This is a genomic window from Paenibacillus sp. FSL H3-0310 (genome assembly GCF_038002785.1).
Classification (GTDB): domain Bacteria; phylum Bacillota; class Bacilli; order Paenibacillales; family Paenibacillaceae; genus Paenibacillus_AQ; species Paenibacillus_AQ odorifer.
The window spans coordinates 3,902,883-3,927,177 of record NZ_JBBODC010000001.1; the positions used below are offsets into that span (position 1 = coordinate 3,902,883).

The 24,295-nt window shown below is 45.6% G+C and carries 27 protein-coding genes; 5 read left to right on the plus strand and 22 right to left on the minus strand.

Features of this window, described 5'->3' with window-relative positions; genetic code table 11:
- Positions 1-15: 15 nt before the first annotated feature.
- From MHH63_RS17705 to hemE, 4 genes are all read right to left on the minus strand, one after another.
- Positions 16-1,413: a CapA family protein gene (locus MHH63_RS17705; RefSeq protein WP_248549268.1), complete on the minus strand. Its 1,398-nt coding sequence runs from the start codon at positions 1,411-1,413 to the stop codon at positions 16-18.
- A 162-nt stretch (positions 1,414-1,575) separates the two neighbouring features.
- Positions 1,576-3,000 (minus strand): protoporphyrinogen oxidase, encoded by a 1,425-nt coding sequence (hemG, locus tag MHH63_RS17710; RefSeq protein WP_076301227.1) that lies wholly within the window; start codon positions 2,998-3,000, stop codon positions 1,576-1,578.
- On the minus strand, positions 2,997-3,953 hold the full coding sequence (gene hemH, locus MHH63_RS17715; protein ID WP_076191329.1) for a ferrochelatase: 957 nt from the start codon (positions 3,951-3,953) through the stop codon (positions 2,997-2,999). Before hemH ends, hemG begins: the two co-directional genes overlap by 4 nt.
- Positions 3,954-4,007: 54 nt before the next feature.
- Entirely contained in the window at positions 4,008-5,069 is a 1,062-nt protein-coding gene (hemE, locus tag MHH63_RS17720; RefSeq protein ID WP_076125097.1) for a uroporphyrinogen decarboxylase, read from the minus strand.
- Between the two features lie 231 nt (positions 5,070-5,300).
- Between hemE and MHH63_RS17725 the strand changes: the two genes are divergently transcribed.
- Positions 5,301-6,521, plus strand: a complete 1,221-nt coding sequence (locus MHH63_RS17725; RefSeq protein WP_038569803.1) for an MFS transporter — start codon at positions 5,301-5,303, stop codon at positions 6,519-6,521.
- A 4-nt stretch (positions 6,522-6,525) separates the two neighbouring features.
- On the opposite strand, the gene MHH63_RS17730 is transcribed toward MHH63_RS17725, so the two are convergent.
- The gene (locus MHH63_RS17730) at positions 6,526-7,155 is read right to left on the minus strand and encodes an O-methyltransferase (RefSeq protein WP_076184347.1); all 630 of its coding nucleotides are present in this window, start codon (positions 7,153-7,155) and stop codon (positions 6,526-6,528) included.
- A gap of 202 nt (positions 7,156-7,357) precedes the next feature.
- Between MHH63_RS17730 and MHH63_RS17735 the strand changes: the two genes are divergently transcribed.
- Positions 7,358-8,497 carry a THUMP domain-containing class I SAM-dependent RNA methyltransferase gene (locus MHH63_RS17735; protein ID WP_036689227.1) on the plus strand — a complete coding sequence of 380 codons (1,140 nt, stop codon included), beginning with the start codon at positions 7,358-7,360 and terminating at the stop codon, positions 8,495-8,497.
- A 205-nt stretch (positions 8,498-8,702) separates the two neighbouring features.
- Positions 8,703-10,739, plus strand: a complete 2,037-nt coding sequence (locus MHH63_RS17740) for an LTA synthase family protein (RefSeq protein WP_248549269.1) — start codon at positions 8,703-8,705, stop codon at positions 10,737-10,739.
- A gap of 601 nt (positions 10,740-11,340) precedes the next feature.
- Here MHH63_RS17740 and MHH63_RS17745 read toward each other — a convergent pair.
- From MHH63_RS17745 to MHH63_RS17785, 9 genes are all read right to left on the minus strand, one after another.
- On the minus strand, positions 11,341-11,580 hold the full coding sequence (locus tag MHH63_RS17745; protein ID WP_036689224.1) for a DUF1450 domain-containing protein: 240 nt from the start codon (positions 11,578-11,580) through the stop codon (positions 11,341-11,343).
- A 41-nt stretch (positions 11,581-11,621) separates the two neighbouring features.
- Positions 11,622-11,924: a HesB/IscA family protein gene (locus MHH63_RS17750; RefSeq protein ID WP_036689223.1), complete on the minus strand. Its 303-nt coding sequence runs from the start codon at positions 11,922-11,924 to the stop codon at positions 11,622-11,624.
- 121 nt (positions 11,925-12,045) lie between these two features.
- Positions 12,046-12,300, minus strand: a complete 255-nt coding sequence (locus MHH63_RS17755) for a hypothetical protein (protein WP_076125091.1) — start codon at positions 12,298-12,300, stop codon at positions 12,046-12,048.
- A 110-nt stretch (positions 12,301-12,410) separates the two neighbouring features.
- Positions 12,411-13,619, minus strand: a complete 1,209-nt coding sequence (locus MHH63_RS17760) for a M14 family metallopeptidase (protein WP_076308289.1) — start codon at positions 13,617-13,619, stop codon at positions 12,411-12,413.
- Positions 13,620-13,925: 306 nt separating this feature from the next.
- Complete coding sequence (gene racE, locus MHH63_RS17765; protein ID WP_036689641.1) at positions 13,926-14,732, minus strand: glutamate racemase; 807 nt, start codon at positions 14,730-14,732, stop codon at positions 13,926-13,928.
- 255 nt (positions 14,733-14,987) lie between these two features.
- Entirely contained in the window at positions 14,988-15,467 is a 480-nt protein-coding gene (locus tag MHH63_RS17770) for a YtxH domain-containing protein (protein ID WP_339190447.1), read from the minus strand.
- Between the two features lie 100 nt (positions 15,468-15,567).
- On the minus strand, positions 15,568-16,233 hold the full coding sequence (locus tag MHH63_RS17775) for a helix-turn-helix transcriptional regulator (RefSeq protein ID WP_076184345.1): 666 nt from the start codon (positions 16,231-16,233) through the stop codon (positions 15,568-15,570).
- Positions 16,234-16,291: 58 nt separating this feature from the next.
- Positions 16,292-16,732 (minus strand): DUF86 domain-containing protein, encoded by a 441-nt coding sequence (locus tag MHH63_RS17780; protein WP_076301229.1) that lies wholly within the window; start codon positions 16,730-16,732, stop codon positions 16,292-16,294.
- A gap of 207 nt (positions 16,733-16,939) precedes the next feature.
- Positions 16,940-17,227: a Dabb family protein gene (locus tag MHH63_RS17785; RefSeq protein WP_036689213.1), complete on the minus strand. Its 288-nt coding sequence runs from the start codon at positions 17,225-17,227 to the stop codon at positions 16,940-16,942.
- A 164-nt stretch (positions 17,228-17,391) separates the two neighbouring features.
- Here MHH63_RS17785 and MHH63_RS17790 point away from each other — a divergent pair, with 164 nt between their 5' ends.
- Positions 17,392-17,976, plus strand: coding sequence for a helix-turn-helix domain-containing protein (locus tag MHH63_RS17790; RefSeq protein ID WP_036679391.1), 585 nt, complete (start codon positions 17,392-17,394; stop codon positions 17,974-17,976).
- Positions 17,977-18,127: 151 nt separating this feature from the next.
- Positions 18,128-18,931, plus strand: a complete 804-nt coding sequence (locus MHH63_RS17795) for an MBL fold metallo-hydrolase (RefSeq protein ID WP_076125083.1) — start codon at positions 18,128-18,130, stop codon at positions 18,929-18,931.
- Between the two features lie 112 nt (positions 18,932-19,043).
- Here the strand turns inward: MHH63_RS17795 and MHH63_RS17800 are convergent, their stop codons facing one another.
- The 8 genes from MHH63_RS17800 to MHH63_RS17835 all read right to left on the minus strand — a co-directional run bounded on the left by MHH63_RS17800 (position 19,044) and on the right by MHH63_RS17835 (position 24,260).
- Positions 19,044-19,679, minus strand: coding sequence for a class I SAM-dependent methyltransferase (locus MHH63_RS17800; RefSeq protein WP_076125081.1), 636 nt, complete (start codon positions 19,677-19,679; stop codon positions 19,044-19,046).
- A gap of 3 nt (positions 19,680-19,682) precedes the next feature.
- The gene (locus tag MHH63_RS17805; RefSeq protein WP_076125079.1) at positions 19,683-20,048 is read right to left on the minus strand and encodes a hypothetical protein; all 366 of its coding nucleotides are present in this window, start codon (positions 20,046-20,048) and stop codon (positions 19,683-19,685) included.
- 16 nt (positions 20,049-20,064) lie between these two features.
- Positions 20,065-20,835 (minus strand): GNAT family N-acetyltransferase, encoded by a 771-nt coding sequence (locus MHH63_RS17810; RefSeq protein WP_081390515.1) that lies wholly within the window; start codon positions 20,833-20,835, stop codon positions 20,065-20,067.
- Entirely contained in the window at positions 20,813-21,247 is a 435-nt protein-coding gene (locus tag MHH63_RS17815) for a DUF6157 family protein (protein ID WP_081383129.1), read from the minus strand. The genes MHH63_RS17810 and MHH63_RS17815 overlap by 23 nt, the downstream gene beginning before the upstream one ends.
- Before the next feature lie 149 nt (positions 21,248-21,396).
- On the minus strand, positions 21,397-21,666 hold the full coding sequence (rpsN, locus tag MHH63_RS17820) for a 30S ribosomal protein S14 (RefSeq protein WP_038569786.1): 270 nt from the start codon (positions 21,664-21,666) through the stop codon (positions 21,397-21,399).
- Between the two features lie 26 nt (positions 21,667-21,692).
- The gene (locus MHH63_RS17825; protein WP_341171861.1) at positions 21,693-22,751 is read right to left on the minus strand and encodes a metal ABC transporter substrate-binding protein; all 1,059 of its coding nucleotides are present in this window, start codon (positions 22,749-22,751) and stop codon (positions 21,693-21,695) included.
- Complete coding sequence (locus MHH63_RS17830) at positions 22,741-23,607, minus strand: metal ABC transporter permease (RefSeq protein ID WP_076125073.1); 867 nt, start codon at positions 23,605-23,607, stop codon at positions 22,741-22,743. Before MHH63_RS17830 ends, MHH63_RS17825 begins: the two co-directional genes overlap by 11 nt.
- Positions 23,553-24,260 carry a metal ABC transporter ATP-binding protein gene (locus tag MHH63_RS17835; RefSeq protein ID WP_076281165.1) on the minus strand — a complete coding sequence of 236 codons (708 nt, stop codon included), beginning with the start codon at positions 24,258-24,260 and terminating at the stop codon, positions 23,553-23,555. The genes MHH63_RS17830 and MHH63_RS17835 overlap by 55 nt, the downstream gene beginning before the upstream one ends.
- Between the last annotated feature and the right edge of the window lie 35 nt (positions 24,261-24,295).

Genomic DNA, 24,295 nt, shown 5'->3' on the forward strand with positions numbered 1-24,295 from the left:
GACCTCCCAGGAACCCTATTTGGTAACTTGAGTGACTTTACCGTCGCTACCGATCTTTACCCGTCCTGAGGATAGAGCTTCTACTCTTTTTAACAAAAGCTTTCCATCCACTTCGTTCATCGGCACAGGCTGTGCTAGCTCGGCTTTCATAGGCTTCAGCTTTAAGGAGCATTGACCTTTTACACTACATTCCGCCTGAAAAACCGCAGTTTCCCAAGTGGCAGGCACTGTAGATCTCGTAAAAATAAAATTCCCGGTGCTGTAGGCAATCCATTTGCCCTTGTATGGCTCCACGCCTTGCAGCACGTGTGGATGGCCGCCAATGACAAGATCGGCTCCTGCATCGATAAAGCTATGGCCCAGCGACTGTTGCGTTTTATCATATTGTTCTACCCGTTCTTTACCCCAATGGACCACTACGACCACCAAATCGGCTTTCTTTTTGGCTGCAGCAATAGCCTTCAGTCCTTCTGCACTATCGTATACGGAGGCAAGTCCCGGCTTATTTTTCCCTGCCATCCAATCCGACGCAGGAATCACCCGGGTGAATCCCAGCAAAGCGATCTTAATGCCCTTACGTTCAAAATATTGCGCCGAATATGCTTCTTTACTGTTAAGCCCCGCACCCACATAAGGAATTCCTCTTTCAGCAAGGTGGTTAAGGGTATCCCGCAAGCCTTGCTCTCCTTGATCAAGCGTGTGATTATTCGCCATATTTACTGCGTCCACACCCGCTGACTTAAGCGCATCCAGAGCGAGTGGTGATCCTTTGAATACAAATTGCTTATTAGTGGCACTTACGCCACCTGTGGTCACTGGAGTTTCCAGATTCAAGATCGTAAGATCATCTTTCTTGAACAGACCCTCCAATGCGGCATACGAATAATCATAACCTTTCTTCTCCAGCAGTTCTCCAGCTTTCCCGGAAAATATAACATCTCCACCAAAATTCAAAGTTACCGTCTTACCAGACGCGTTATCATCTGACGGCAGACCAGACACTGCATCATTATTTGCTGCTTCCGAGCTGTCCTCATCCTTCGCAGGGGTCGCTGTCGCTTCAGGAGCTTGTGTTTCAATAATCTCTTCGGGCTCCTCCTGCGGTGTAGGCGTTGGCTCTGGAGTTGCCGTAGGAGAAGGGCTTGGCGTCTCTGTAGCTTCAGGCGTTGCAACTGCAACCACCGGAGGTGCTGTCTGAGGCTGATCACTACTCTCTGGTATAGGCGTAGCTGTCGCTTCTGCTACCGGAGGCGGTGAGGCGCTTTTCTTGTCAGGGTCATTCGTAAAGCTATAAGTCAATAACACGGTAATCATCAAAAGAAGACCTGCATTGATCCAAGCCCAGGCCGTTCTGCGCTTGCGTTTGCTCTTATGTTTGTTCTTTTGTCTAGAACGCGATCGCGGCGGATACATGGTTTCTGTGATCTCCTCTACTCTCAAATTGTTTTTATTATAGCATATCTATCACAGCACCCTACAAATAAGAGAGTCGATAGAAATAGAAAATTTTACTAACTAAAGAAAAACAGTGAAGCGCCTCATGCTTCGCTTCACTGTTTTATTTAGTCATCGTACTCACATTTCATTCATTAGCTGTTTAGCAACGCTTTCCGCAATAAGCTTGGACTGCTTGATGCAATCCGGCATTGCTATGCCATTAAATCCGGCGCCAATGACATACACACCAGGAAGCGAAGCCGCTAATTCTTTGCGGAATTCGGTAATATTATCAAGATGTCCTATAGGATACTGAGGCATGGAATGCTCTAAGCGGGTGATTTCCGTAAATATTGGATTCGCAGTAATGCCCATGATCTCTCGCAAATCTTTAAGCACAAGCTCCGTCAAAGCCTCATCAGGCAGCTGAACATTCTGTTCATCACCAGAACGACCCACATAACAGCGCAAAAGCACCTTATCATCAGGAGCCGTATGCGGCCATTTCGTAGATGTCCATGTGCAGGCAGTAATATTTCGCCCTTCTTTACGAGGCACAAAAAAACCTGATCCATCATATTCGTTAACAATATCCTTTTTGTTAAAAGCCATGACTAGATTCGCTACTGAAACATAATCCACCGCTTCCAGCGCCGTAACCTCCATATGGGGACGAAGTAAGTCAGCAGCCGAAAAGTTAGGCGTAGTGATATATACATCATCCGCAAGCAACCGTTCGCCATTCTCCAGCTCTACCTCATAAATAGAAGGACTCCCAACAGCCTGAATAGAAACTACGTTAGATTCCGTCCGTTGTTCTACATCATGCAGCTCATAAATCAGACTATGCACGAGACTTTGCAGCCCTTTGCGGAACGTCAAGAAGGTACTCTGTGTAGTACCTTCCTGTGCCTTTTTATTCTTTCGCCCTGTGCGCATTCCACGAATAAGGCTGCCGTACTGTTGTTCTAATTGTCCAAATTGCGGAAAAGTAGCATGCAGGCTAATTTTTTGTATATCTCCGGCGTACATGCCAGAGAGGAGTGGCTCGGTTAAGTTCTCCAGCACTTCAGACCCTAGACGGCGCTCAATAAGCTCACCAAGCGATTCGTCTTCATCATTACGCCGCGGAGGAAGAATAAAATCCATCATCGCACGTATTTTGCCCCCAAACGAAACTAACCCACTTGATAAAAAAGGTTTCAGTTCGGTAGGGATACCGAGTACAAGACCGTTTGGCAAAGGATTAAGCTTGTCCCGCTGCAAGATATATCGCTTCTTAGCAAGAGGGTTAGTGGATACCAGCTCGTGATCCAATTCCAATTCCTTAGCCAGCTCGCACATCTCCGCCCTTTCCGCCAGAAATGAATCCGGTCCCTTTTCAATCACAAAACCATCGCGATGTAAGGTTTCAATCTTTCCACCGAGGTTTTTCTCTTTCTCAAGCAAGACAATATCAGGCTTAATACCCGCTTCTTTATAAAATTTACGAATATAAAAGGCGGCGCTGAGTCCGCTCAGCCCTCCGCCTATGATAACAATTTTTCTTGTGGGGCCAATCATGATTGAGCGGCCTTCATCTGCTCCAGTCGTTTACGAATTACATCGCTCAATACAGACATATATGCGGGATCACTATTCAGTGAGTCAATCCGCATAAGACGCATATCAAGCTCTGCAGCTACGGCTGTTGCCTCAATATCGAGATCGTACAGTACCTCTAAATGATCGGATACGAATCCGATAGGGGCCACCAATACGTATTCCACCTGTTCTTTACTAAGCTGTTGCAGCGTGTCCAGAATATCTGGACCAAGCCACGGTTCAGCTGTGCGGCCAGCACTTTGCCAAGTAAACTGCCAGTTGGTTATGCCTGCTTGAGCTGCAATTGCCTGCGAAGTTTCCAGCAGCTGATCCCGATATGGATCACCCATAGCCAGAATACGTTCTGGAAGACTATGAGCGCTGAATAATACGCGAATCTCATCACGGGTCGCACCTGCTTCAATATATTGATCCAGCTTCGCCGACACTCTTTGGCTTAACACATCGATCAATTCAGGATGCATATGGTAACTCTCCACAAAACCCATGTCAATCTTGCATGCATCAGCCTTTTCCTGCGCACGCTTGATGTAGCTCCCTACACTCATACTGGAATAGTGTGGCGCCAAAACAATACCCACTGCTTGAGTAATGCCATCCTTCGCCATAGCCTCCACGCCGTCCTCAATAAAGGGACTGGCATGCTTCAAGCCTTGATAGCAGACAAATTCAACATCTGCTCCCGCTTTATCCGCATTTAATGCTGCTTGTAAAGCTTCTACTTGCCGGTCTGTATTCTCCCGCAGTGGGAATACCCCCCCGACGATTGCTTCATAACGGTCGGTTAACTCTTTAAGCTGCTCCGCTGTTGGCGGATTCCCCCGTCTAATATGCGTGTAATAAGCTTTAACATCTTCTAGGCTCTTAGGAGTGCCATACGACATGACGAGAACACCTATTTTTACTGTCACGGATTCCGTCCCCTTTACAATTTAATAGCGTGGAACATATAAATTCTTATATTTTTACGAACGTTGCTTAGCCGTTTCTTGTAATACTTCCTGAGAATAAGCGTGAATATACTCCGTCAATTCTCTAAGTTTGTCTAATGAGGCCTCCGGGAATAATCCATGGCCCAGATTGAAGATATAACCTGGCTCAAGCACACCTTCATCGATCAGTGCTTTCGCGCGTTCTTTCAAGAGGTCCATCGGAGCTGTAAGCAAATATGGATCAAGATTTCCTTGAATCGCAAATTTATTGCCTATTCTGCGTCGGCCTTCAGTCAAGCTAACTCGCCAATCCAGCCCGATTACGTCTGCTTGAAGCTTCGTAAGGCTTGGCAGCAATTCTCCAGAGCTTACGCCAGGAAAGTATATTTTAGGTACATCAAGATCAGATAATTCGGAAAAAATACGAGAAACCGTCGGCAGCACGTACGTTTCAAAATCGCGTGGAGCAAGCGCACCAACCCAACTGTCGAACAATTGGAAGGCTTTGCCTCCACTCCGCACATGACTTCGGAGGTAAGTGATAATCATATCGCCCAGCTTGTCCATCAGCATTTCCCAGACACGGGGTTCACTGTACATTAGCTCTTTCGTACGGATATATCCTTTGGAAGGTCTACCTTCGATCAAATAGCTGGCAATTGTAAACGGCGCGCCTGCAAAAGTGATCAAAGGAACGTCCAGTTCCTTATCCAGAATAGCAATCGTTTCCAAAATGTGGCTCAGATCACCCTCCACATCAATGGGTTTTAGTCTCTCCACATCAGCTGCACTACGGATCGGATTCTCAATCACTGGACCGATATCCTTAACGATATCGAATTTCACTCCGATTGAAGCAACTGGATTCATAATGTCGGAATACAAAATGGCCGCATCCACACCCAGCTTGCGAACGGGCATCATGGTTACTTCTGCCGCCAGCTCAGGCTGCTTGCAGATTTCAAGCAACGAATACTTTTCCTTAATTTTACGGTACTCGGGATCATAACGGCCGGCCTGCCGCATGTACCATACGGGAACGTGCTCCGTGTCCTGCTTTCTGCAGGCGCGGATAAAAGTGTCATTGTAGGTCATGATAAGATCTCCATTATATTTTATTAGATTTTTTTAATCGGCATATCTACTATTATGCCCTTTTTAAAAGCTTGTAACAACTAATACGAAGAGTTTGGAATGACAATCCTATGACATTACTATGACATGTGTTGCACACATGAAGCTGCAAAAAATGATATACTGATAAAATGGCATTTTTTCCGTGAATCATATATTCTCTGAAATTCTTTGAAAGGATGTGAAAGCACTATGAAGAAATGGGAGACCTGGAAGGTCAACCTCTTAGTGCTTTGGTTCGGGCAATTTTTGGTGAATGCTGGAATGACAATGATTACACCCTTCCTGACCTTGTACCTTGCGAAGGATCTTGGTGTCCAGGGTGAACATGAAATTGGAATCTGGGCGGGACTTATTTTTGCCGCAAACTTCTTAACCTCTTTCATATTCCAGCCATTATGGGGCAAGCTTGCAGACAAATATGGACGCAAAATCATGTTGCTGCGTTCCAGCTTTGGGATGGCTATTGTCATGGTATTAATGGGCTTCGCACAATCCCCTTTACAGCTGCTCCTGCTCCGTCTCTTAAACGGTACAATCTCTGGCTTCAATCCCGCCTCCATCGCACTGGTGTCAGGTACTACCCCCAAAGAACGTATGGGCTTCTCCATGGGATTGATGCAATCAGGATCTGTAGCAGGAACAATTCTAGGGCCACTGATTGGTGGCTTACTTGCCGATTTAATCGGATTTCGGCCGATTTTTTATGTCGTTGGAGCCTTGCTCTTTATCGCCTCTCTGCTGGCATTATTTCTTGTTAAAGAAAAATTCGACCGCGCCGAAGCCGCACAAGAGCCACAGGTTTCTGTACTCGCAGGCTTGAAGGAATTAATCAAAATCCCTCAGCTTCCAGCTCTATTCGGTGTAACCTTTCTGCTGCAATTTGCAATGATTAGTCCTATGGCCTTGTTGCCACTTTATGTAGAAAAATTAAATGGACCCGCTGAGAATATAGCCTTCTTGGCCGGGATGGTCAGTGCCGTTACAGGGATCTCCAATATGCTGGCTTCTCCCTTGCTTGGGAAGCTAAGTGACAAAGTCGGCGCACATCGTATTCTGACCTATGCGTTAATTGGCGCTTCACTCTTCCTAATTCCGCAGGCATTCGTAACTAGTGTCTGGCAGCTGATTATAGTCCGTTTCCTAATGGGAGTCTTCATGGGCGGACTGTTGCCCAGCGTTAATGCGCTTATCCGCTCCTATACCCCTGACGGAAAAGAAAGCCGCGCATTCGGCTTCAACAGCAGTACATTGGCGCTAGGCAATATGCTGGGAGCTATCTTGGGCGGCTTTCTATCAGGTTACATCGGAATTGAGGGGCTCTTCATTATATCCGGCTGCTTGCTGCTGGTTAATACGATTTGGGTTCGATTGAAGCTGTACAAAGTAACAACACCGCGGTTATTTCGCTAATCAGCTATTTGACCATCGCTAGTGCCAGTCCATCATAGGCAGGCAGACATGTACTGATAAGGCGTTCATCCGTGGCGATCATCTCATTAAAGTGGCGCACAGCCAGGATGGCAGGACCATTTCTATCTGTATTTAAGGTCCGTCCACGGAGAAAAATATTATCACCCGCAATGATCGCTCCTGGATTGGCCAGCTTGATGGCATATTCCAAGTAGTTAGTGTAGTTCAACTTATCTGCGTCAATGAAAAAGAAATCGAACCTAGCGCCCTCTGCTTCCAGTGCCTTCAAGCTGTCCATTGCGGGTCCTATTCTATACTCCGTAGTATCGCCGAAGCCTGCCAGCTCTAAATTACGGCGGGCAAGCTCGGCATAGTCGGCTCTCAGCTCTAGCGAAGTCAGTGTGCCACTTTCAGAGAAACCGCGGGACAAACAAATTCCGCTGTAACCGCCAAGTGCGCCAATTTCCAAAATACGCTTAGAGCGAGACAGTCTAACTAGCATGGTGAGCAGTCTTCCGTACCCTGGCTCGACAGACACCGGCGGCATGCCTGCTTGGACGATTGCTTCTTTTACTTGAAGCAGAATTTCGTCCTCTGTATAAAGTTGTTCACTGTATTCTTCTTGCGTAAGCATAAAGATTCTCCTTTGAGGATCCCCCGTTTGCTCATAGTAAGGGATGACGGGGAACATTTTATGATTTATGGAATGCCGGGCATTGTGAAGTGTCCCACATTCCCCTATACTTGTATGGATGCTTTAAAGGACGACAATGCCGTCTCTTCTTATTGTACTGGCTTTTTGTATTTATCTACAAGTTAAACGGAGTTGAGAGTATTTGAGCAAATTACAATTAATCGCTACTGCCCCTATGGGTTTAGAAGCTGTGGTAGCACGCGAATTAAACGAACTGGGTTATGAGACCAAGGTCGAGAACGGACGAGTATTATTCAGCGGTGATTACATCGATATCTGTCGCTGTAACTTGTGGCTGCGTACATCTGACCGCGTATTGGTTAAAATGGGCCAATTCCCTGCTAAAACCTTTGACGAGTTATTCGAAGGGGTTAAAGCGTTGCCTTGGGAAGACTGGATTCCAGAGAATGGAGAATTCCCGGTTGAAGGACGGTCCCATAAATCACAACTAACGAGTGTACCCGCTTGCCAAGGGATTGTCAAAAAAGCTATCGTCGAGAAGCTGAAGCTTTCGTATCATACAGACTGGTTCCCGGAGAACGGTCCTCGATATGTGATCGAAGTGATTTTATTAAATGACATCGCTTTGATCACATTAGATACCACAGGACCCGCGCTTCACAAACGGGGTTACCGCAGACATGCAACAGAGGCTCCGCTGAAGGAAACAATGGCTGCTGCACTAATCCAGCTTAGCCGCTGGAATGGCCATCGGCCGCTTTTCGATCCATGTTGTGGTTCGGGAACACTGTTAATTGAAGCTGCCATGATCGCTTGGAATATTGCTCCAGGACTACGCCGCTCATTTCCATCTGAACATTGGCCAGTCATCCCCAAACATCTTTGGGAAGAGGCTCGCGAAGAAGCTTTCGATGCGGTGCGCGATGATTATCCTTTGCAATTAACAGGTACGGACATCGATCCAGAAGCAATTGAAATTGCTGAAGCTGCCGCCAAGAGTGCTGGACTGTCCGGAGAAATTACCTTCAAAGTGATGGCTGCCGCCAAAGCAAGACCTGAAGGAGAATATGGTTGTATCATTACTAACCCTCCATATGGGGAACGGATCAGTAATGACAAAGAAGTGGAGAAGCTGACCCGCCAGTTTGGTGAAATGATGATATATCTGCCAACATGGTCATTTTTTGCGATCAGCCCTTACAAGGAATTCGAACAATTTTACGGTCGTAAGGCAGACAAACGCCGCAAACTGTATAACGGACGTATCGAGTGTCAATATTATCAATACTTGGGTCCACTTCCACCTAGAAATCCGAAATAATTAGGATCACCATTGTTTTGAATGCAGAACGGACATCTACCTCGTATGAGGAGGATGTCCGTTTTTCTCCGAGTATAAGACTGTTTTAGTTTAGCGCCTATAACTTTACGCTCATATATTTCTACAAGAAACGTTTATCATCTAAAAAAGACAACAACGTTGTTTATTCTGGTTTTATTTATTTTCTGTGTTAGGAGGTTTTATAATGTCTGGCTTTCCATCAAGTCGGAGCAGCACAACCGTAACAAGTACAATAGCTGTGATTCGCTCCCGATATATCGGTTATCTCCTTTTTCTTGGCATCATGCTGGCCAAGTTATTATTTCTGCATAGTGGGCTGCATGCTCCCAATATAGATATGAACCGGCAGGACAAATGGATTGCTGTAGGTTCAGTCATGTTATTGTCTTTTTGGACCCTGTGGCTTCCCCGCCGGGGACAGACGATAGCGTTGTTAAGTATAAACTTGCTTCTGACACTGCTTATTTATTCGGATATCGTCTACTATCGTTATTTTCAGGATTTTATCACGGTACCCGTATTGTTTCAGGCTGGACAGATGGATGCGCTTGGTGGAAGTATCTTCGCCCTACTGCGTCCTTCCGATCTTTATTTGTTCGCTGACTGGCTTCTGCTTATTGCCTATGGAATCGGAATAGGGTTCTACCACCGGAAAACCCATACATACTTGTCTAATGCCGCCCCTCGCCGTTATGGGCAATCTCACTCTTATTCTCAAAACGGTTATTCCCGCCGCTCTTCACGCCTGAGCAGGATGCTAAAAAGAAGCGTAAATGGCATCGTTGCTCTGGCGCTAGGTTGCGCGCTGACCTTTGGCCCTATCCACACCTACGCTACTACCTGGGCTAAAGATCTATTCACTGGCAACTGGTGGAGTCTGGCGATGTATAACGTAACCGGACTAATCGGTTTTCACGGTTATGATATTTACTTATATGCTAAAGATCATCTAGGTCCGCAGCCCGAGCTTTCGCAAGAAGAAGCCACCTCAATGCAGCTCTGGTTCAATAAACAAAACACTGAGCAAAATGCCAATAATGACAGCTTTGGAAAATACAGCGGAAGCAACCTCGTTGTTATTCAAGCTGAAGCTTTTATGAACTTTGTAGTTGGACGCTCAATATCCGGCCAGGAGATCACGCCTAATCTGAACGCTCTAATCAAAGAAAACACCTATTTCAGCAATTACTACCATCAGACCTCACAAGGCCGAACTTCCGATGCGGATTTCACGTCCAACGCTTCCCTGTACCCGCTGGTCTCCGGCTCGGTATTTGTCCGTTACCCGGATCATCAGTTTCACACGCTGCCTGCTATTTTGAAATCAAAGGGCTACAGTACCAATGCTTTTCATGCGTACGAAGGTAGCTTCTGGAATCGGCAGATTATGTATAACGCGATGGGTTATGACCATTTTTATAACAAAAAAGACTATACAATAGACGAACCTCTAGGCTGGTCTCTGGGTGACAAATCCTTTTTGCGGCAATCCCTCGATATTATGGACACTTCAGAAACGATACAGCAGCCTTTTTATTCATTTTTGACTACACTATCCAGCCATCATCCTTATTCTCTCCCTGCAGATAAACAAGGGCTTGATACTGGAGAGTTCAAGGGCACGATCTTCGGAGATTATTTGCAGGCTGTTCACTATACGGATGAAGCTTTAGGGGAAATGGTCAAAGAGATGAAGCAGCGTGGGCTGTGGGATAATACCATTGTTGCTTTCTATGGAGATCATGATAATTCGATCCAGGAGACCTCTTATTACGAACAATTTCTCGGCAAAAGCCTTAGCGCACTCGATATGCAGAAAATAATGCATCAGGTTCCCTTGCTCATTCATCTGCCAGGCTCTAACGCCTCTGTCCTAGATTCAGCTCCAGCTGGTCAGTTGGATCTTACACCTTCCTTGCTCCATTTGCTGGGGATCTCACGTGATCCTTATTATCTCATGGGCAATAATCTGTTTAGCGGGCATGAGCGTCTTGTAACGCTGCGATCCGGCGCCTATGCCGATGCAAAGCTGTCTTATCTCCCCAGCGAAAATGGGCAATTTGCCAGCGGAACCTGTTATAGTCTCGAAAGCCGCGAAGCCATTGACGTAGGGAAGTGCAGCATCGGGTATGAGACCAGCAAGCTCCGGCTACAGATCTCCGACGATATCATGAAATATGATGGAATCAAGAGGCTCAAGAACACACAATCTGCACCTTAAGCTTACATCCGGGTAAACGAAGAGACTGTCCAAAAAACTATCGAAAAGGGCTGCTGCGATATCCTCTCTATGTTGGACATTTACCACTTGATCGTTGTTGAAAGCACGTTTGGTTTTCCGACTTGGATCCGCGAAGTATCTCACTAACGGACACAGCTGACCCTAAACGCAGCATTATCCGAGATTTGGAATGCTAACGGACTCCAGAGCAGCTATTAGCCTAGAAAACGCCGATATGAGCCTCTTTTTAAGGAATAGCGTCACTGGGGTCCGAAATCTTGCTTTAAAGGCTAAAAACAGGCAAATAACGTCATCTGAGTCCGTAACACCTGTGGGATGAGGAGATGATGGGATGGTGGAATGATAGGATGGTGGATGATGGGATGGTGGGCTCGATGAGACGGTGAGATGGTGGGAAGATGAGATGATGAGACGGAGAAATGATGGGATGATGGGCACGATTGAAGTAAGCCGTCAATGGCCAGAAAACACAGAGCAGCGATCCTCCAAATAACAGGAGAATCGCTGCTCTGTTTACTTTTACTTATTCTGAGAATGAAGAGGGATCGACCCTATTATCTTAGTTGATAAGAACTCAGTATTATTTCTGAACGGAGGGCTGTTTGATAAAAGCTTCCGCTTTCTTCAACACTTCATCCTCCGTTGGAGCACTCACATAACGACCATTCACATAAACAAAAGCCCGTTTGCCACATGGACCGCAGTACGACTTGCAGCCGACCTTGATCTCGGCATCAGGTGCCATTTTTTGCAGCTTTGGGATAATACTTTTCAACTTCATGAAATTACATTCATCGCACACTTGTATTTCGTTAGCCATGGAGCAACCCTTCTTTGTGTTCGAAATTTACAGGCGAGTGTTTAGTGATCGCCGTGATTACCTTTAGAGGGATTCGTAATGACAAAACCTTCTTGTGGAAGATACAAATAATCAACGACCACGCCATCAAGGAGTGGTTGGCTCGGATCAAGAATAACATCGATTTCCTTATCTGTCGATACTACAACATCGTTCTCTTTAGGCGTGTCCAAGTCCAGTCCGTAGTGAGCATGATCACCGTGTGCATGTGTAATTGCTACGCGCAGCTTCAACTCACTGTTTCCTTCCAGCTCCATTTGTTTCTTTATCACTTTAGCCGCATTACGGGTAATTTTGACCTTCATCTATATTCCATCTCCTAGTCCGAAAATTAAATACTCAATTACTTATTTTAAAGGTAAATGACATCTAAAAGCAACTATATTGGCTAATTAGCTCTGAAGTTCTTGTCGAAAATGTGCGGTGCTATCCTTCACCCTGCTGAAGGGTAGGATATTTCCGGCCCATTCGTGACACGAACCAGCCCATTAGCAGCATGGTCACTCCAATATCATCGATCGGAATAAATGGCATGAAGTCCGGCAAGACCCAATAGAGCAATACTGGAATTGTAAATAACAGCTTGTCCCCCATTGCTACTTTAGGGGAGCGGATGTATTGCCAGGAGCTACTGAAGATATGGGACCATTGTTTTAGTGACAGTATTTTTTTCAGTTTCATGGTGACCCTCCTCCCAAGTAAAAAGGATACAGCCGCGGATAACGTGTAATGACGACAGCGGCCATACCCTATGGTTTATTTTACGCAAGTTTACTGTAAATGTTTCATAATTATTTCACATTGGAAAGGAGCGTTGCTAATATAAGTCCTGTTTCCAGGGCCATATCTTCAAAATCTGCTAGTGGCAGTGGATTTTTGCCAATCCCAAGCTCCACAGTAAATCCAGGTTTGCGGAAGGTCTGAATAAACCAATCCTTATATCCGGCATCACTTCCCGTCAGCTCCACTGCCCGGTAACTGCTCGCAACTGCCAGCTGCGCGGCTAATTCACGGCTCTCGGGAGGCTCATACCCGCGGTAGTTCCAATAAATCTCTCCTCCTTGGCTATGCAGAGACACTGCAGCTTCGCCAGGCGCTTCCTCAGCCAGGGCTGCCAGAGCAGCTGCTTCAGGCTCACTCAGCGGCTCAGGGCCGCTGTAATCCCGATGTGAGGGCTGCCTTACTCCCCGACGTTCCCGCTCCTCTTCCCAATGAGCGGGAAATTGATCCCCAAGATCCACACCGCGGATGTTAGCTTTCCAATGCCGGAAGCTGCTTCGTCCACCATTCCATCTCATGAGGTCATCATAAAATGGATGGTCAGGCAAAACCCCTTCCTGAACCAGCTCCACACCATCTGGATTAGCCATAGGCACGACCCATAATGTCCAGTTTTGGAACCAAACCTCAGGGTTATGTCCATTCCATTCCAAGCCTTCAGCATAAGCTGCCGCATACTCCTCTATGAAGGACATCAAGCATGGCGAAGTCAGCCATTCATTGGCATGCAAAGCGGCGTTAACATGCAGATGACGAGTGCCGTTCCCGATCTTGAGTACATGGAGTGGCTTGCCGAGTACGCTCGTGCCTATTGTGGCTGCTTGTATAAACGGGTATTGGACAAGCAAGCTGTCAATGTCACTCTCAACATCAGCCGGACCGTACTCCCCGCGCAGAAACACCACGCGGTCTGGAATCGGGGGTGGAATGACAAGTATTTTTCCAGGTGTACAGCAGCGCCCTGAGGTCACACCAGGATTAAGCTTCTCCAAATCCTCTAAATTCACATTAAATAATGAGGTTATCCGTTCTGGAGTGTCCCCTTCCTGCACAGCATACCTTTTACGCGGCGAAGATGGCAGAAATAAAACCTGGCCTGGGTATAAATAAGACTGCCTCCCAACCCATGGATTACCTTGAATAACATGCTCAGGTGTTAATCCATGTAGAGCGGCAATTCGGCTTACGGTATCTCCCCTGTTTGCAATATATTGTCGCATTAGGTCTCATCCTCTCGGCCTTAAATTGCTGATACAGCAATACAAAAACAGCGGCATACAGCACTTAACTCTATTGTATGCAAGCGCCACTACCCGGCATGAAGGAGAAATGAATCACAAGAAAAAACAACGTCATCGCCCTTTATAGATGGCAACCATTTCTCATGAAAATAAGGATATTACAGATCCGCAGCGTATAAATGCTTATATTTCAAAAAAACAGACTGGGAAATGTGCTTTCCCAGTCTGTTTTTCTTTTTACACTCCCATGGAGTTTGTCCCTATTCAATTCAACATTGCTCCTGCTTATAACGTGGATACTTGCCACACTACTGGAGTACGTCTAATTTGTTCTCCAAGCCAGTCTCGCGCGATGCTTTGAAACATCTCAGCATCACCGCTGCAGAAGAACTGATGAATTGGACTTTCATCGCCGATGGACAGCTTGCCTTTGTCATATAAAATTGTGCTGATCTCACGAGCGGTCTCATCTGCAGAACTGATCAGCTTGACTCCTGATCCCATAGTCTCACCAATGGGTTCTACAAGAAATGGATAATGAGTGCATCCTAAAATTAAAGTATCGATGTTAGTGTCTTTAATGCCTTCGAGTGCCTCTTCTACGATATCGTAACTTTTCTCTGAGCGGAACTTGCCTTGCTCGACAAGTGGGACAAGCGCTGGACAGGCTTGACTTACAACCTCAACAAAAGGGGACAACTGCTTTAATGCGTTAGTATAAGCTCCGCTGTTGATGGTTCCTACCGTACCGATCACGCCGACATGTCCGCTTTTGGTTGCGCTAATTGCTGCGCGGGCTCCGGGATGAATCACCCCAATTACAGGGATGGAGACCTTGGCTGAGATATAATCGAGTGCCGCAGCTGTTGCGGTATTACAAGCGATAACGATCATTTTAGGATTAAACTGGATCAAATAATCTACAATTTGTTCAGTAAACAGTTGTACTTCCTCGGTCGAACGGGGTCCGTACGGAGCTCGGGCAGTATCTCCGAAATAAATGATCTTCTCCCGCGGGAGTTGCCTCATCACTTCTTTGACAACTGTTAACCCTCCCACACCTGAGTCTAATATTGCTATAGCTTGCTGCACGAACACACCGCTTCCTTCTACTTGTTTTGTGTAGCTTATGTAAGGTGAAAACAAAATGTACCTGGCTTTCAGCCCCAATTGCAGATATTACTCCTTTTGCCCTCTTAGTTCAAGACTAGTCTTCTTCCATCATTTAACAAGCGGGTGCAAACTAATTAAAAAAGCCACCCTCCGCCCAATGCGAAAAAGCGGCTCTATTATAAGAGAATGAGTACTCTTTTACCACTGAAACAGAGGATTTAAACCACGGTCCCATTATAGAATTTCTTTATCAACCTTGTCATCTTGAACGACTTCTTCCAGGCTAACTTCTTTGCTTACATCTTCACTTATAGTGGCCTCAACCAACTCAGTTTCCATTTCCAAAGTGGCAGCAGCCTCTTCAACAGCTTCTACAGCGTCAACTGCTTCTACAGCATCTTCTGTAGCAATACCGCTTACAGTTACTGTGATTTTTTCTTCTTCATCAACAGCATTCGCACATGATTTGCTCCATTCCCGAACTTCATGCACTACATGCCCAATCGAATCTTTTGCTTTGTCATAAATCTCAATGCTCTTGTCTCCGGCTTGAACGGCAATTTCTTGAACCTTCTCAATACCAGCGGCAGTTCCTTCCGCAATATCCTTGCGCAGCTCTTTACCTGGTTTAGGTGCGAACAGCAATGCTGTCACCGATCCAACCACACTGCCGACTAAAGCGCCCCATAATAAGCCTTTGGTGTCCTTTTTCATCGTTTCATCTCTCCTTTAAATTCATTGCTCCCCGCTCTACCGGGCTAATGCCTATATCTGCTATATCATAAGCAGCAGGGGATTGTCTTGTGACTAATTATTATAACTTTTCAGAAGTTTTGTCTGTAACATTTTTGGGTACGATAGCGTAGCGGCAGCAATGGCCGCCCTCTGCCATACATTCATTACGTGTTACCTTAGCATCCAGCAGTTCTTCGAAAAGACTATGCTCACATTGGCAAGCCTTACGATACTGGGTAGCCACTTGGCGAATCGGGCAATTGTACTCCTTTATGACATATGAGCCATCCTCTTCGCGGTTCCATTCTGCCATATATCCACCGGCATTTTGGATGGAAGATAATTCGGCGACGCGTTCTTCCAAATTCCGCCGTTCCATCATCGGAGCATACTGAGCGAGCATTCGGCGGCGGCGTCCTTCAAATAATGTATTAACAGCATCCAGTCCACTGCCGTAATCCAATTCACGCAGAAGCTCCAAAGCCAAGTTGTGATAACTTTTTGGAAAATATTCTTCGGCTCTCTCCGTTAATGAGTACATATGTAAAGGCCGCCCCATCGCTTGCCGGACCACTTTTGTCTTTGCAAGCCCTTCTTGCTCCAGCTGAAGCACATGACGACGGACACCCATCTCTGTAATTCCCAATTCTTCTGCCAGCGCGCCGATGGTCAGTGTTCCTTTCGTCTTCAGGAGCGTCATAATCATTTGTCTTGTCGATCCGTTTTCCTGCCCCATCTTCATCATAAAGGAACCCCTCTCTTTCACGGCTATCGCCTATTCTATGTGATTCTACCCTATGCTATTATAGCGGTACACTGGCTCCAAGCTCCTGGTCCAAATATTTCCGTACCTCAACGGCAAACTGCTCAAGTACTTCCGAAAGAATGGGGGTAAGTGGATGCAGATCACCTCTCTCCCAGGCATAATAATCCTGAACGAGTGGCTTACGCAGAGCAACTAATTCTATCAATCTCTCATAAATTTCACTTTGACCTAGCACTTTCTCTTCATGAATAATAGAAATTATATCCTCATAACTTCCAGCATCACGCATAATAAACCCGTCAATGAGACAGCTACCAACGTCTGTTACAACCTCTATTGCCAGATGGAGGCAGCGTTCCTGTATTAGTCCAGTTAATGTTGTACCATCCCAGGAAGCTGATACAGTCCGAAGACCAGCGGTAATATCAGGGATTTGAGCAAGAATGGTTTCGATTTGATTGCGGTTGACATAATACACAGCAATACCCCCATGTCGATAATTGTTAGAGAATCGTCCTAATCTCTACTTACCGCGTTTGCCACGGCGTTTCAGCCAGAAGAACATTACGAAACATGCTCCGAGAAAAACGACTAAATAAGTTAACGCTTCCATTGGATACTCAAGCTCACGCATTCCTGTCACCGCTTCCGGTATAAAATGATGATACTATATTCAAGCAGCTGCTTAAATTTCGTAATCTACAGCAATCGAGAGTTCTTTGACTTCATTAATGTGAGCAATAACTTCTTTATGCGCCGGATGAACCTGATACGCCTGTAAATCCTCTAGAGAAGCCACTTCTGTGACTAGAGCAATATCAAAGGAACGATCGGAATGAATGATGTCAGCACCCACCTCGATGGAGAGAAGCTGCGGGATCTTACCTTCCATATTACGCAGTACCGCTACCGTTGCCGCTACGCTTTCTTCGGACCGATCTTTTAATTTGAAAAACACAATATGTTTGATCATTCTATATCGCTCCCTAATGTAATATTGTAATTAGATATTAAAAATATATCATAAGCGTAGCTGTTCTGAAAGAAACTTAAACGGTGTTGTCAGAAATAGCAGCATTAACCATTGCCGATATACCAGAAAGTGTTGTAGTATATTTTTAAAAAATCGGAGGAATTATGCCTAATAACCAACAAGAAACTCATAATATCCAGGCGTGGTCTCTGATCAATCGCAAATACCTTGGACAAGGCGTTCGAGTCAAAAGATTTCGCCGTCCAAAGCGCAGCCAGATTAGAAACCGTGTGCTGCTTGCTGTATTGATGGCTAAGGATATCAAGCTGTCACGACTCGCAGAAGAGCTTGGTATATCCTCACGCAGTGTAAGCGCTTGGGTATACGAAGGTCGTATCCCTTCCAACAATAACATTGACAAGACCTGCCGCCTATTGGGGTACCCACCCCACATTCTGTTCAATGAAGCGTTGATTCGTCAAAGCCCCATTGTATGTCAGCCTACACCTTCACGTTTTATGAAAAGAAGTATTACCAGTTCACCGCGCAGCAATGTTATCCTGACCGGACTTTGTATGGTTTACGATTTCTCAGTAACGGATGTAAGTATCTGGATAGGCGTCCATCCTGGAACATTTCGAAAATGGCTCCACAACAGCCATCTGCCGACCCCTGCTCTGCAGGAAAAAGCCGAAGCTTTCTTTCGGATTCCACGCCATATTCTATTTGCAGACTGCGGAACGCTCTAATACAATCCTCTCACAAAACACGTCTAACACAGCCCTTCTTCAAGAAATCATGAGAAGGGTTATTTGCCATACCTTTTTTTCTTAAAAAGAGGTCATACTACTGTGTGTAAATATATTGTCTAGTACTAAAGAACGGGTCAGGAGGCGCAAGATGAAACTTAACGGAATTCTGTCAAAGGGCTATACCGATACTTGGAAAGTGGCCCCTGGTGTCATTGGACTTCGCACTATGTTTGTAAATGTCGCATTAATTGGCCAGCCCTCTTCGGATTGGGTTCTTGTAGATACTGGTCTTAGCTCATATACAGGCAATATTATTGATTTTGCTACGGAGCATTATGATAAACCTCCGGTGGCAATTATCCTGACGCATGGGCATTTTGACCATATTGGGGGTGTAAAAAGGCTTGTTGAGGAATGGAATGTGCCTGTATATGCTCATCCTCTAGAACTACCTTTTCTGACAGGTAAAGAAGACTACCCTCCAGCCGATCCGGCCGTAGGCGGCGGGCTTATGAGCATGATTTCCCCTTTATTTTCACATCATGGCATTGACCTTGGTTCAGCCGTTCATCCCTTGCCGGAAGACAGGACTGTCCCTGGTGCGAAGGGCTGGGAATGGATCCATACCCCTGGACATAGTCCCGGACATATCTCCCTGTTCAGGCCTGAGGATAGAGTTCTGATCGCAGGTGATACGTTCCTTACGGTCAAACAGGAATCTGTATTTGCAGTGGCTACGCAGCATCAGGTGGTGCATGGCCCACCCTCTTATTTCACGACAGACTGGGAAGCTGCTGAGAAATCGGTCCGTACCCTTGCCTTGCTGAATCCACATCTTGTTCTTTCGGGACATGGAGTACCCATGGAAGGTGAGGAGCTGTCTACTCAGCTTGCTCATTTGTGCAAAAATTTCAAAGAAATGGCGCTACCGGGTCAAGGTAAATTTGTGTAAAAAAGGTACTCCTGATCAGCGCACAGAGGTCTAGGGAAAAAGTCCCTATAATTCATTTGATATAGCCGATTCTACGGATATTCAACGAAATTATAGGGAGTTCCTCCCTAAATTACTTGCTTAGTGCAGATTTACGTGCGACGATATATCTCAGTATGTATTGATGTTTTTTTCCAAGCGGCCCACATAAAGTCTCCACACATGAGCCGGTCGTAATTATTTTCGTACCTGCAAAATGTTGTCTTAAATCTTCTTCACTAAAAAAATGGGCGTATTTTCCCTCTTTGTATTCGTAGGTTCCCGGTTCCAAAAGTGTTCCACAGCCGTTGTTCGCATCCTCATCGGAAAAACTGGTAAAATAGAGCAAGCCATCCGGCCGCAGCTGTTCCAGACAATTAGCTACGAGCCTGCGGCGATCCTCTTCGAGAAATAAATGCAATACGTCATAGCAGTAGACAGCATCAACCTGTACTTCAGAAATAGGATCTAATACGGAACCTGAGATAAAATGGCTCTTGGGATCCCATTCTGCCGCCATCTTTAACGCGTCCTCGCTCAACTCAATGCCTAAGGTCTTAAACTCATCTGAGAACACCTTCGTATTTCTTCCGTATCCCGCACCCGGGACTAAAACTGATTTCACGTTATGTTGCCGGAATATATCCCTTGCTGCCTGAGCTGTAGGACTAGGTTCACTCCCCCAGATCATTCCTTCCTGAGCAAATCTTCGACTCCAGTATTCGGACATAGATTAGACCTTCTTTTTAAATTTATTCGCTAATTTCATCGCAAGGAACTGAGGGATCAGGTTTAGCATACTAAAAAATATAAACGATCCTGTAGGTCCAAGTGGTTTGAAAAACGTCCCGTCCCAACCGCCTTCCCCTGACAAGTTGCTAATAAAATAATAAGAGACAAATGCAGAAGCGATATTCCCAATGACTATAGCAATTATATTATTAGACCATTTTCCCAAAAAAGCTATTAGTGATGTTATGACGATCATCATTAAATAACCAACCATTGAACCATTATTGAAATCTTTATCCATCGCGAAATATACAAATGGAAAACAGTACACAATAATGATCAGGAGATTCAATCCTAATTTTCTCACCGCATCCCCTCCTCAGCTAGTTTTTCACTCTATACCAATACTGATAGATCTCCTTAAAACCCAGCTTGTCATACAAGGCTGAAGCCCCCGTATTCGCTTGCACAACTTGCAGAAAGGAAGTTGTTGCTCCCTTTGCTCTACCCCAATTAAGCAACGCTAGCAGCAGCTGTTCCGCCATTCCCTTTCTACGATGAGCAGGGGAAGTGACAATATCATACAGACCCAAGTACCCGTTCTGAATCACACCAAGACCGCAGGTGACAGGAACACCATGATTAAACAACAGGACATAACCCTGCTGCAAATGTGATGCAGACAACATTCTAGTTAAGGTTTCCCGGTTCTTATCAGACAAGCCGGTAAGCTCACTGAAGGTGTGCAGCCACTCTTCAGTCAAGCTCTCCTGTATCTGAACCGTATAACGCAGATCGGGGCTCGCTAAGTCCCCCAGATCAAGAAGCCTTACAGATGAAGGCTCGGCAATTGTATAGCCACGCTCTGCAAGAATCTCATCAAGCTTTGGCGGCTGGATGTAGGGGGTTATTTTGAACACGGACTGTAGTCCAGCATGCTCATAATAACGCTCCGCAAGCTTGATTTGTTCTGTGAGTTCAACCTGAGAGCTGTCAGCCCCGTATAATGGATTGACCGAATTGGCCCTTTTTGTATAACCAGCTGCCGAACGTAGAATCCAGCCCTGCAGGAGAACGCTTTGCTCCGCCGGCCAAGTATTAAGTGTGATTTCTTCTATGAATTTATACAGCTTAATCCGCTCCTTTTGAAGCACGTTTGTTACGCATCGCAGGCAGTAATTTCACAGCTCCCTCCCCTTGGGAGGTGAAATAGTCATATTCGGGAGACTCTTTGCCATAGAGAGCTATTTTCCCCTCACCGTTATAATGAACACCCCAACCAAAACGCTTCGGCAACAGTGAAGCCCTTAGACAAGGATGATTTTTGGAAAATAGTTCGTTCCATATTTCTTCCTTACGGGCCAAACGTTCTTCCTGTGGAATTTGTTTATGGCGCACATGAACCTCGTACAGAAGTTCTTCATGATTGTATTTGTAGGGCTCATTGATTAACAGTTCATATTGAATCACATGTGCAGGCGGGAGCGTTCGGCAAGACATCGGAGGAACTCCTATTTCCTCAGGACAGTCCTCTGCTACACGAATAAAAGTATCGGTATAGCTCATTTGCATCCCCTCCATCTTAAATAGAAATATATTCCTTATATGATAAATCATTTTCCTATTCTAAGCATAGCCGAATTTTCTAAAGCCCATGATGGATGAACAGAAAAAACGGCCAATCCTCTAAACTACGGAGGATTAGCCGTTCTCATTTACCAACTCGACTTGGTAATGCCCGGAATCTGACCTTTATGCGCCAATTCGCGGAATACAATTCGGGAAACATTAAATTTCCGCAAATAGCCTCGAGGTCTGCCAGACACTTGGCATCTATTTTTTTGACGAGTTGCGGAGGAATCACGTGGCAGCTTTTGCAAAGCCATATAGTCCCCCTGTTCCTTTAGTTCTTTTCTTTTAACAGCGTATTTGGCGACTAGTGCTTGTCTCTTCAATTCTTTCACAACTTTAGATTTCTTGGCCATGTTCGTTCTCCTTCCATCCTTTAAATCTACTCGTTCAATGCACTCTTCAAGGCTTCCAGGTTCTGACGCATGATTCTCAAATAATCCAGGTTTTGACTGCGATCTTCCTCTGTTAATCCTTCAATTGGGTTTAGAACGGCTGCTTTGGCACCAATCTCTTTTGCTATTGTGTCTGCCACACTGGAGGATACAAGTGTCTCGAAGAAAATCGTCTTCACTTTATGCTCTTTCGCAAACTCCACAATCTTACTCATATTTGCGGCAGAAGGCTCCTGCTCCGGAGATAGTCCGGCAATCGGGACCTGAGTTAATCCATACTGCTTGGCAAGGTATCCAAAAGCCGCATGCTGAGTAATAAAATCCTTGCGTTTAGTATCCTTAAGACCGTCCTTAAATTCTTGATCCAGTTGCTCCAGCTTAGCTACATAAGCATCTGCATTTGTCTTAAAATCCTCGGCATGTTCAGGTGCGGCAGCAGCTAAAGCTGCTTCAATGTTACGCACTTCTTGAATGGCTAATGTAGGATTGAGCCACACATGCGGATCTAATCCACCGTGATCATGCGAATGCTCTTCATGAGCATGTTCTCCTTCTTCATGAGCATGCTCCTCTTCTTCATGAGCATGCTCTCCATCTTCATGGTGGTGGTCAGCTTCTTCCTCTTCCGTGCCTTCCATGATGTCCAGACCCTTGCTCGCTTCTACAGTAATTAACGGAGTGCCAGATACACTTTCCAGCACCTGATCTACCCAACCTTCCATTCCTGCGCCATTATAGATCAGCATATCCGCATCTGAGATTTCTGCCATATCTTTTGCAGTCGGTTCCCAATCATGGGGTTCGATTCCTGCCGGTATGAGTGCTTCCACGTCCGCCAGATCTCCTGCCACATTTTTGGTAAACTCGTAAATAGGATAGAAACTGACTTTAATATTTAATTTAGATGACTCCGGAAGGGCTGTAGCTTCTGCGGCTCCAGAAGCATTCGTAGTAGTAGAAGAATTAACAGCATTATTACCGCAACCGGCGGCAATAAGTAACGCGGACAGGGACAAAATGGCTAAATGATGGATTCTAAATTTCATTGAGAGGTGTAACTCCTTTACTGGAAATAGTTTTATGAATTCGCCGACGATTTCTTAGTCGGATCAGCTTCTGTACCAAAATTGCGATTAATAAGAACGATAGCAGTATAAGAGCAATCGTCCCACCAGGCGGTGTATTGATGTAATACGAGGCACTTAGGCCACTAAAAACGCCGAGTAATCCTACGCCGATTGAGATCAATATAGCTGTCGTAAAACCAGACGCTATACGCAAAGCAATCGAAGCTGGCAAAACAATAAGCGCTGAGACTAACAGCACTCCAACAACTGGCATCGCAGCAGCGACTGTCATTCCAGTTAGTACAGCAAACGAAAATGATAACCAGCCCACATGAACTCCACTGATACTAGCTGTCTCTTCATCAAAGGTCAGATTATATAAGGATCTGCGTAACACAATAAAATAGATCAGACCGATTACAGCAACCACAGCGATAATCTTTAGTTGAGTGTCGCTGACCGCAACGATGGAACCAAACAGATAGGAACTGAAGCTTTTACTTAAATTCTGCTTTAAGCTCATAAGTACAACTGCCAATGCTAATCCAGAGGTCATAATAATCGCTACCGGAAGCTCGCTATATGTACGATAAGAACGTCGAAGCTGTTCGATGACAATACCACCGAGAATCGCTACCATGAAGCCACTTAGTGCCGGATTAAGCTGTAGTATTGAGCCTAGTGCTACTCCTGCAAGCGAAACATGAGAGAGGGTATCCGCCATTAGGACCTGACGGCGAAGCATGAGATATACCCCGAGTAGCGGACCGATAATGCCAATTAATCCACCGGCCCAAAATGCACGTTGCATGAATTCGTAACTAAACATTGCCAACCCTCATTCTCCTTTCGTTCCAGGCTGATCAACGTATCCAGATAGGAGCTGGTCTCTTCCAGGCCATGCGTCACCATGATTACGGTCCGGCCGTGTTCACTGACATCATGGCGCATCAGCTTATAGAACCCAATACGACTGTCCAGATCCATCCCCGTAGTAGGTTCATCGAGAACCAATATCTGCGGCTGTTGTGCTAATGCTCGAGCGATGCAAATCCGCTGCTTCTGGCCGCCTGACAGTTCTCCTATCTTCCGGTCTCGCAAATGCCACATATCCACCTGCTTTAAACTTCGCTCAACGATCTCGTCCTGCTCAGGTGTAAAGCGTCTAAATAATCCAAGCCTTGGATAACAACCCGAGCGAACCAGTTCGATCACCTTACTTGGGAACCCTGCGTTAAAAGAAGCTACCTGCTGTGGAACGTAGCCGATAACCATCTTTCCGTTATCTGATAACTCTTTATTCAACTGAACCGTTCCACTCCATGGACGAAGCAGGCCGAGCATTAGCTTCAGCAGGGTGGTTTTAGCAGCACCATTGGGTCCCGTTATACCAATAAACTGACCGATATGAATATCTAATGAGATATCATCAAGAACAGGTTCATCCCCATACCCGAACACTACATTCCGCATGGATGATAGGATCATCATGCCTCGCCTCCCTTCTGACTGATATTATGTCC

Excerpts from the sequence above, each read along its gene's own strand:
- MHH63_RS17705 (WP_248549268.1), bottom strand. The coding sequence starts at position 1,413 with ATGTATCCGCCGCGATCGCGTTCTAGACAAAAGAACAAACATAAGAGC.
- hemG (WP_076301227.1), bottom strand. The coding sequence starts at position 3,000 with ATGATTGGCCCCACAAGAAAAATTGTTATCATAGGCGGAGGGCTGAGC.
- hemE (WP_076125097.1), bottom strand. The coding sequence starts at position 5,069 with ATGACCTACAATGACACTTTTATCCGCGCCTGCAGAAAGCAGGACACG.
- MHH63_RS17725 (WP_038569803.1), top strand. The coding sequence starts at position 5,301 with ATGAAGAAATGGGAGACCTGGAAGGTCAACCTCTTAGTGCTTTGGTTC.
- MHH63_RS17730 (WP_076184347.1), bottom strand. The coding sequence starts at position 7,155 with ATGCTTACGCAAGAAGAATACAGTGAACAACTTTATACAGAGGACGAA.
- MHH63_RS17740 (WP_248549269.1), top strand. The coding sequence starts at position 8,703 with ATGTCTGGCTTTCCATCAAGTCGGAGCAGCACAACCGTAACAAGTACA.
- MHH63_RS17745 (WP_036689224.1), bottom strand. The coding sequence starts at position 11,580 with ATGGCTAACGAAATACAAGTGTGCGATGAATGTAATTTCATGAAGTTG.
- MHH63_RS17750 (WP_036689223.1), bottom strand. The coding sequence starts at position 11,924 with ATGAAGGTCAAAATTACCCGTAATGCGGCTAAAGTGATAAAGAAACAA.
- MHH63_RS17755 (WP_076125091.1), bottom strand. The coding sequence starts at position 12,300 with ATGAAACTGAAAAAAATACTGTCACTAAAACAATGGTCCCATATCTTC.
- MHH63_RS17760 (WP_076308289.1), bottom strand. The coding sequence starts at position 13,619 with ATGCGACAATATATTGCAAACAGGGGAGATACCGTAAGCCGAATTGCC.
- MHH63_RS17770 (WP_339190447.1), bottom strand. The coding sequence starts at position 15,467 with ATGAAAAAGGACACCAAAGGCTTATTATGGGGCGCTTTAGTCGGCAGT.
- MHH63_RS17775 (WP_076184345.1), bottom strand. The coding sequence starts at position 16,233 with ATGATGAAGATGGGGCAGGAAAACGGATCGACAAGACAAATGATTATG.
- MHH63_RS17785 (WP_036689213.1), bottom strand. The coding sequence starts at position 17,227 with ATGATCAAACATATTGTGTTTTTCAAATTAAAAGATCGGTCCGAAGAA.
- MHH63_RS17790 (WP_036679391.1), top strand. The coding sequence starts at position 17,392 with ATGCCTAATAACCAACAAGAAACTCATAATATCCAGGCGTGGTCTCTG.
- MHH63_RS17795 (WP_076125083.1), top strand. The coding sequence starts at position 18,128 with ATGAAACTTAACGGAATTCTGTCAAAGGGCTATACCGATACTTGGAAA.
- MHH63_RS17800 (WP_076125081.1), bottom strand. The coding sequence starts at position 19,679 with ATGTCCGAATACTGGAGTCGAAGATTTGCTCAGGAAGGAATGATCTGG.
- MHH63_RS17815 (WP_081383129.1), bottom strand. The coding sequence starts at position 21,247 with ATGAGCTATACCGATACTTTTATTCGTGTAGCAGAGGACTGTCCTGAG.
- rpsN (WP_038569786.1), bottom strand. The coding sequence starts at position 21,666 with ATGGCCAAGAAATCTAAAGTTGTGAAAGAATTGAAGAGACAAGCACTA.
- MHH63_RS17825 (WP_341171861.1), bottom strand. The coding sequence starts at position 22,751 with ATGAAATTTAGAATCCATCATTTAGCCATTTTGTCCCTGTCCGCGTTA.
- MHH63_RS17835 (WP_076281165.1), bottom strand. The coding sequence starts at position 24,260 with ATGATCCTATCATCCATGCGGAATGTAGTGTTCGGGTATGGGGATGAA.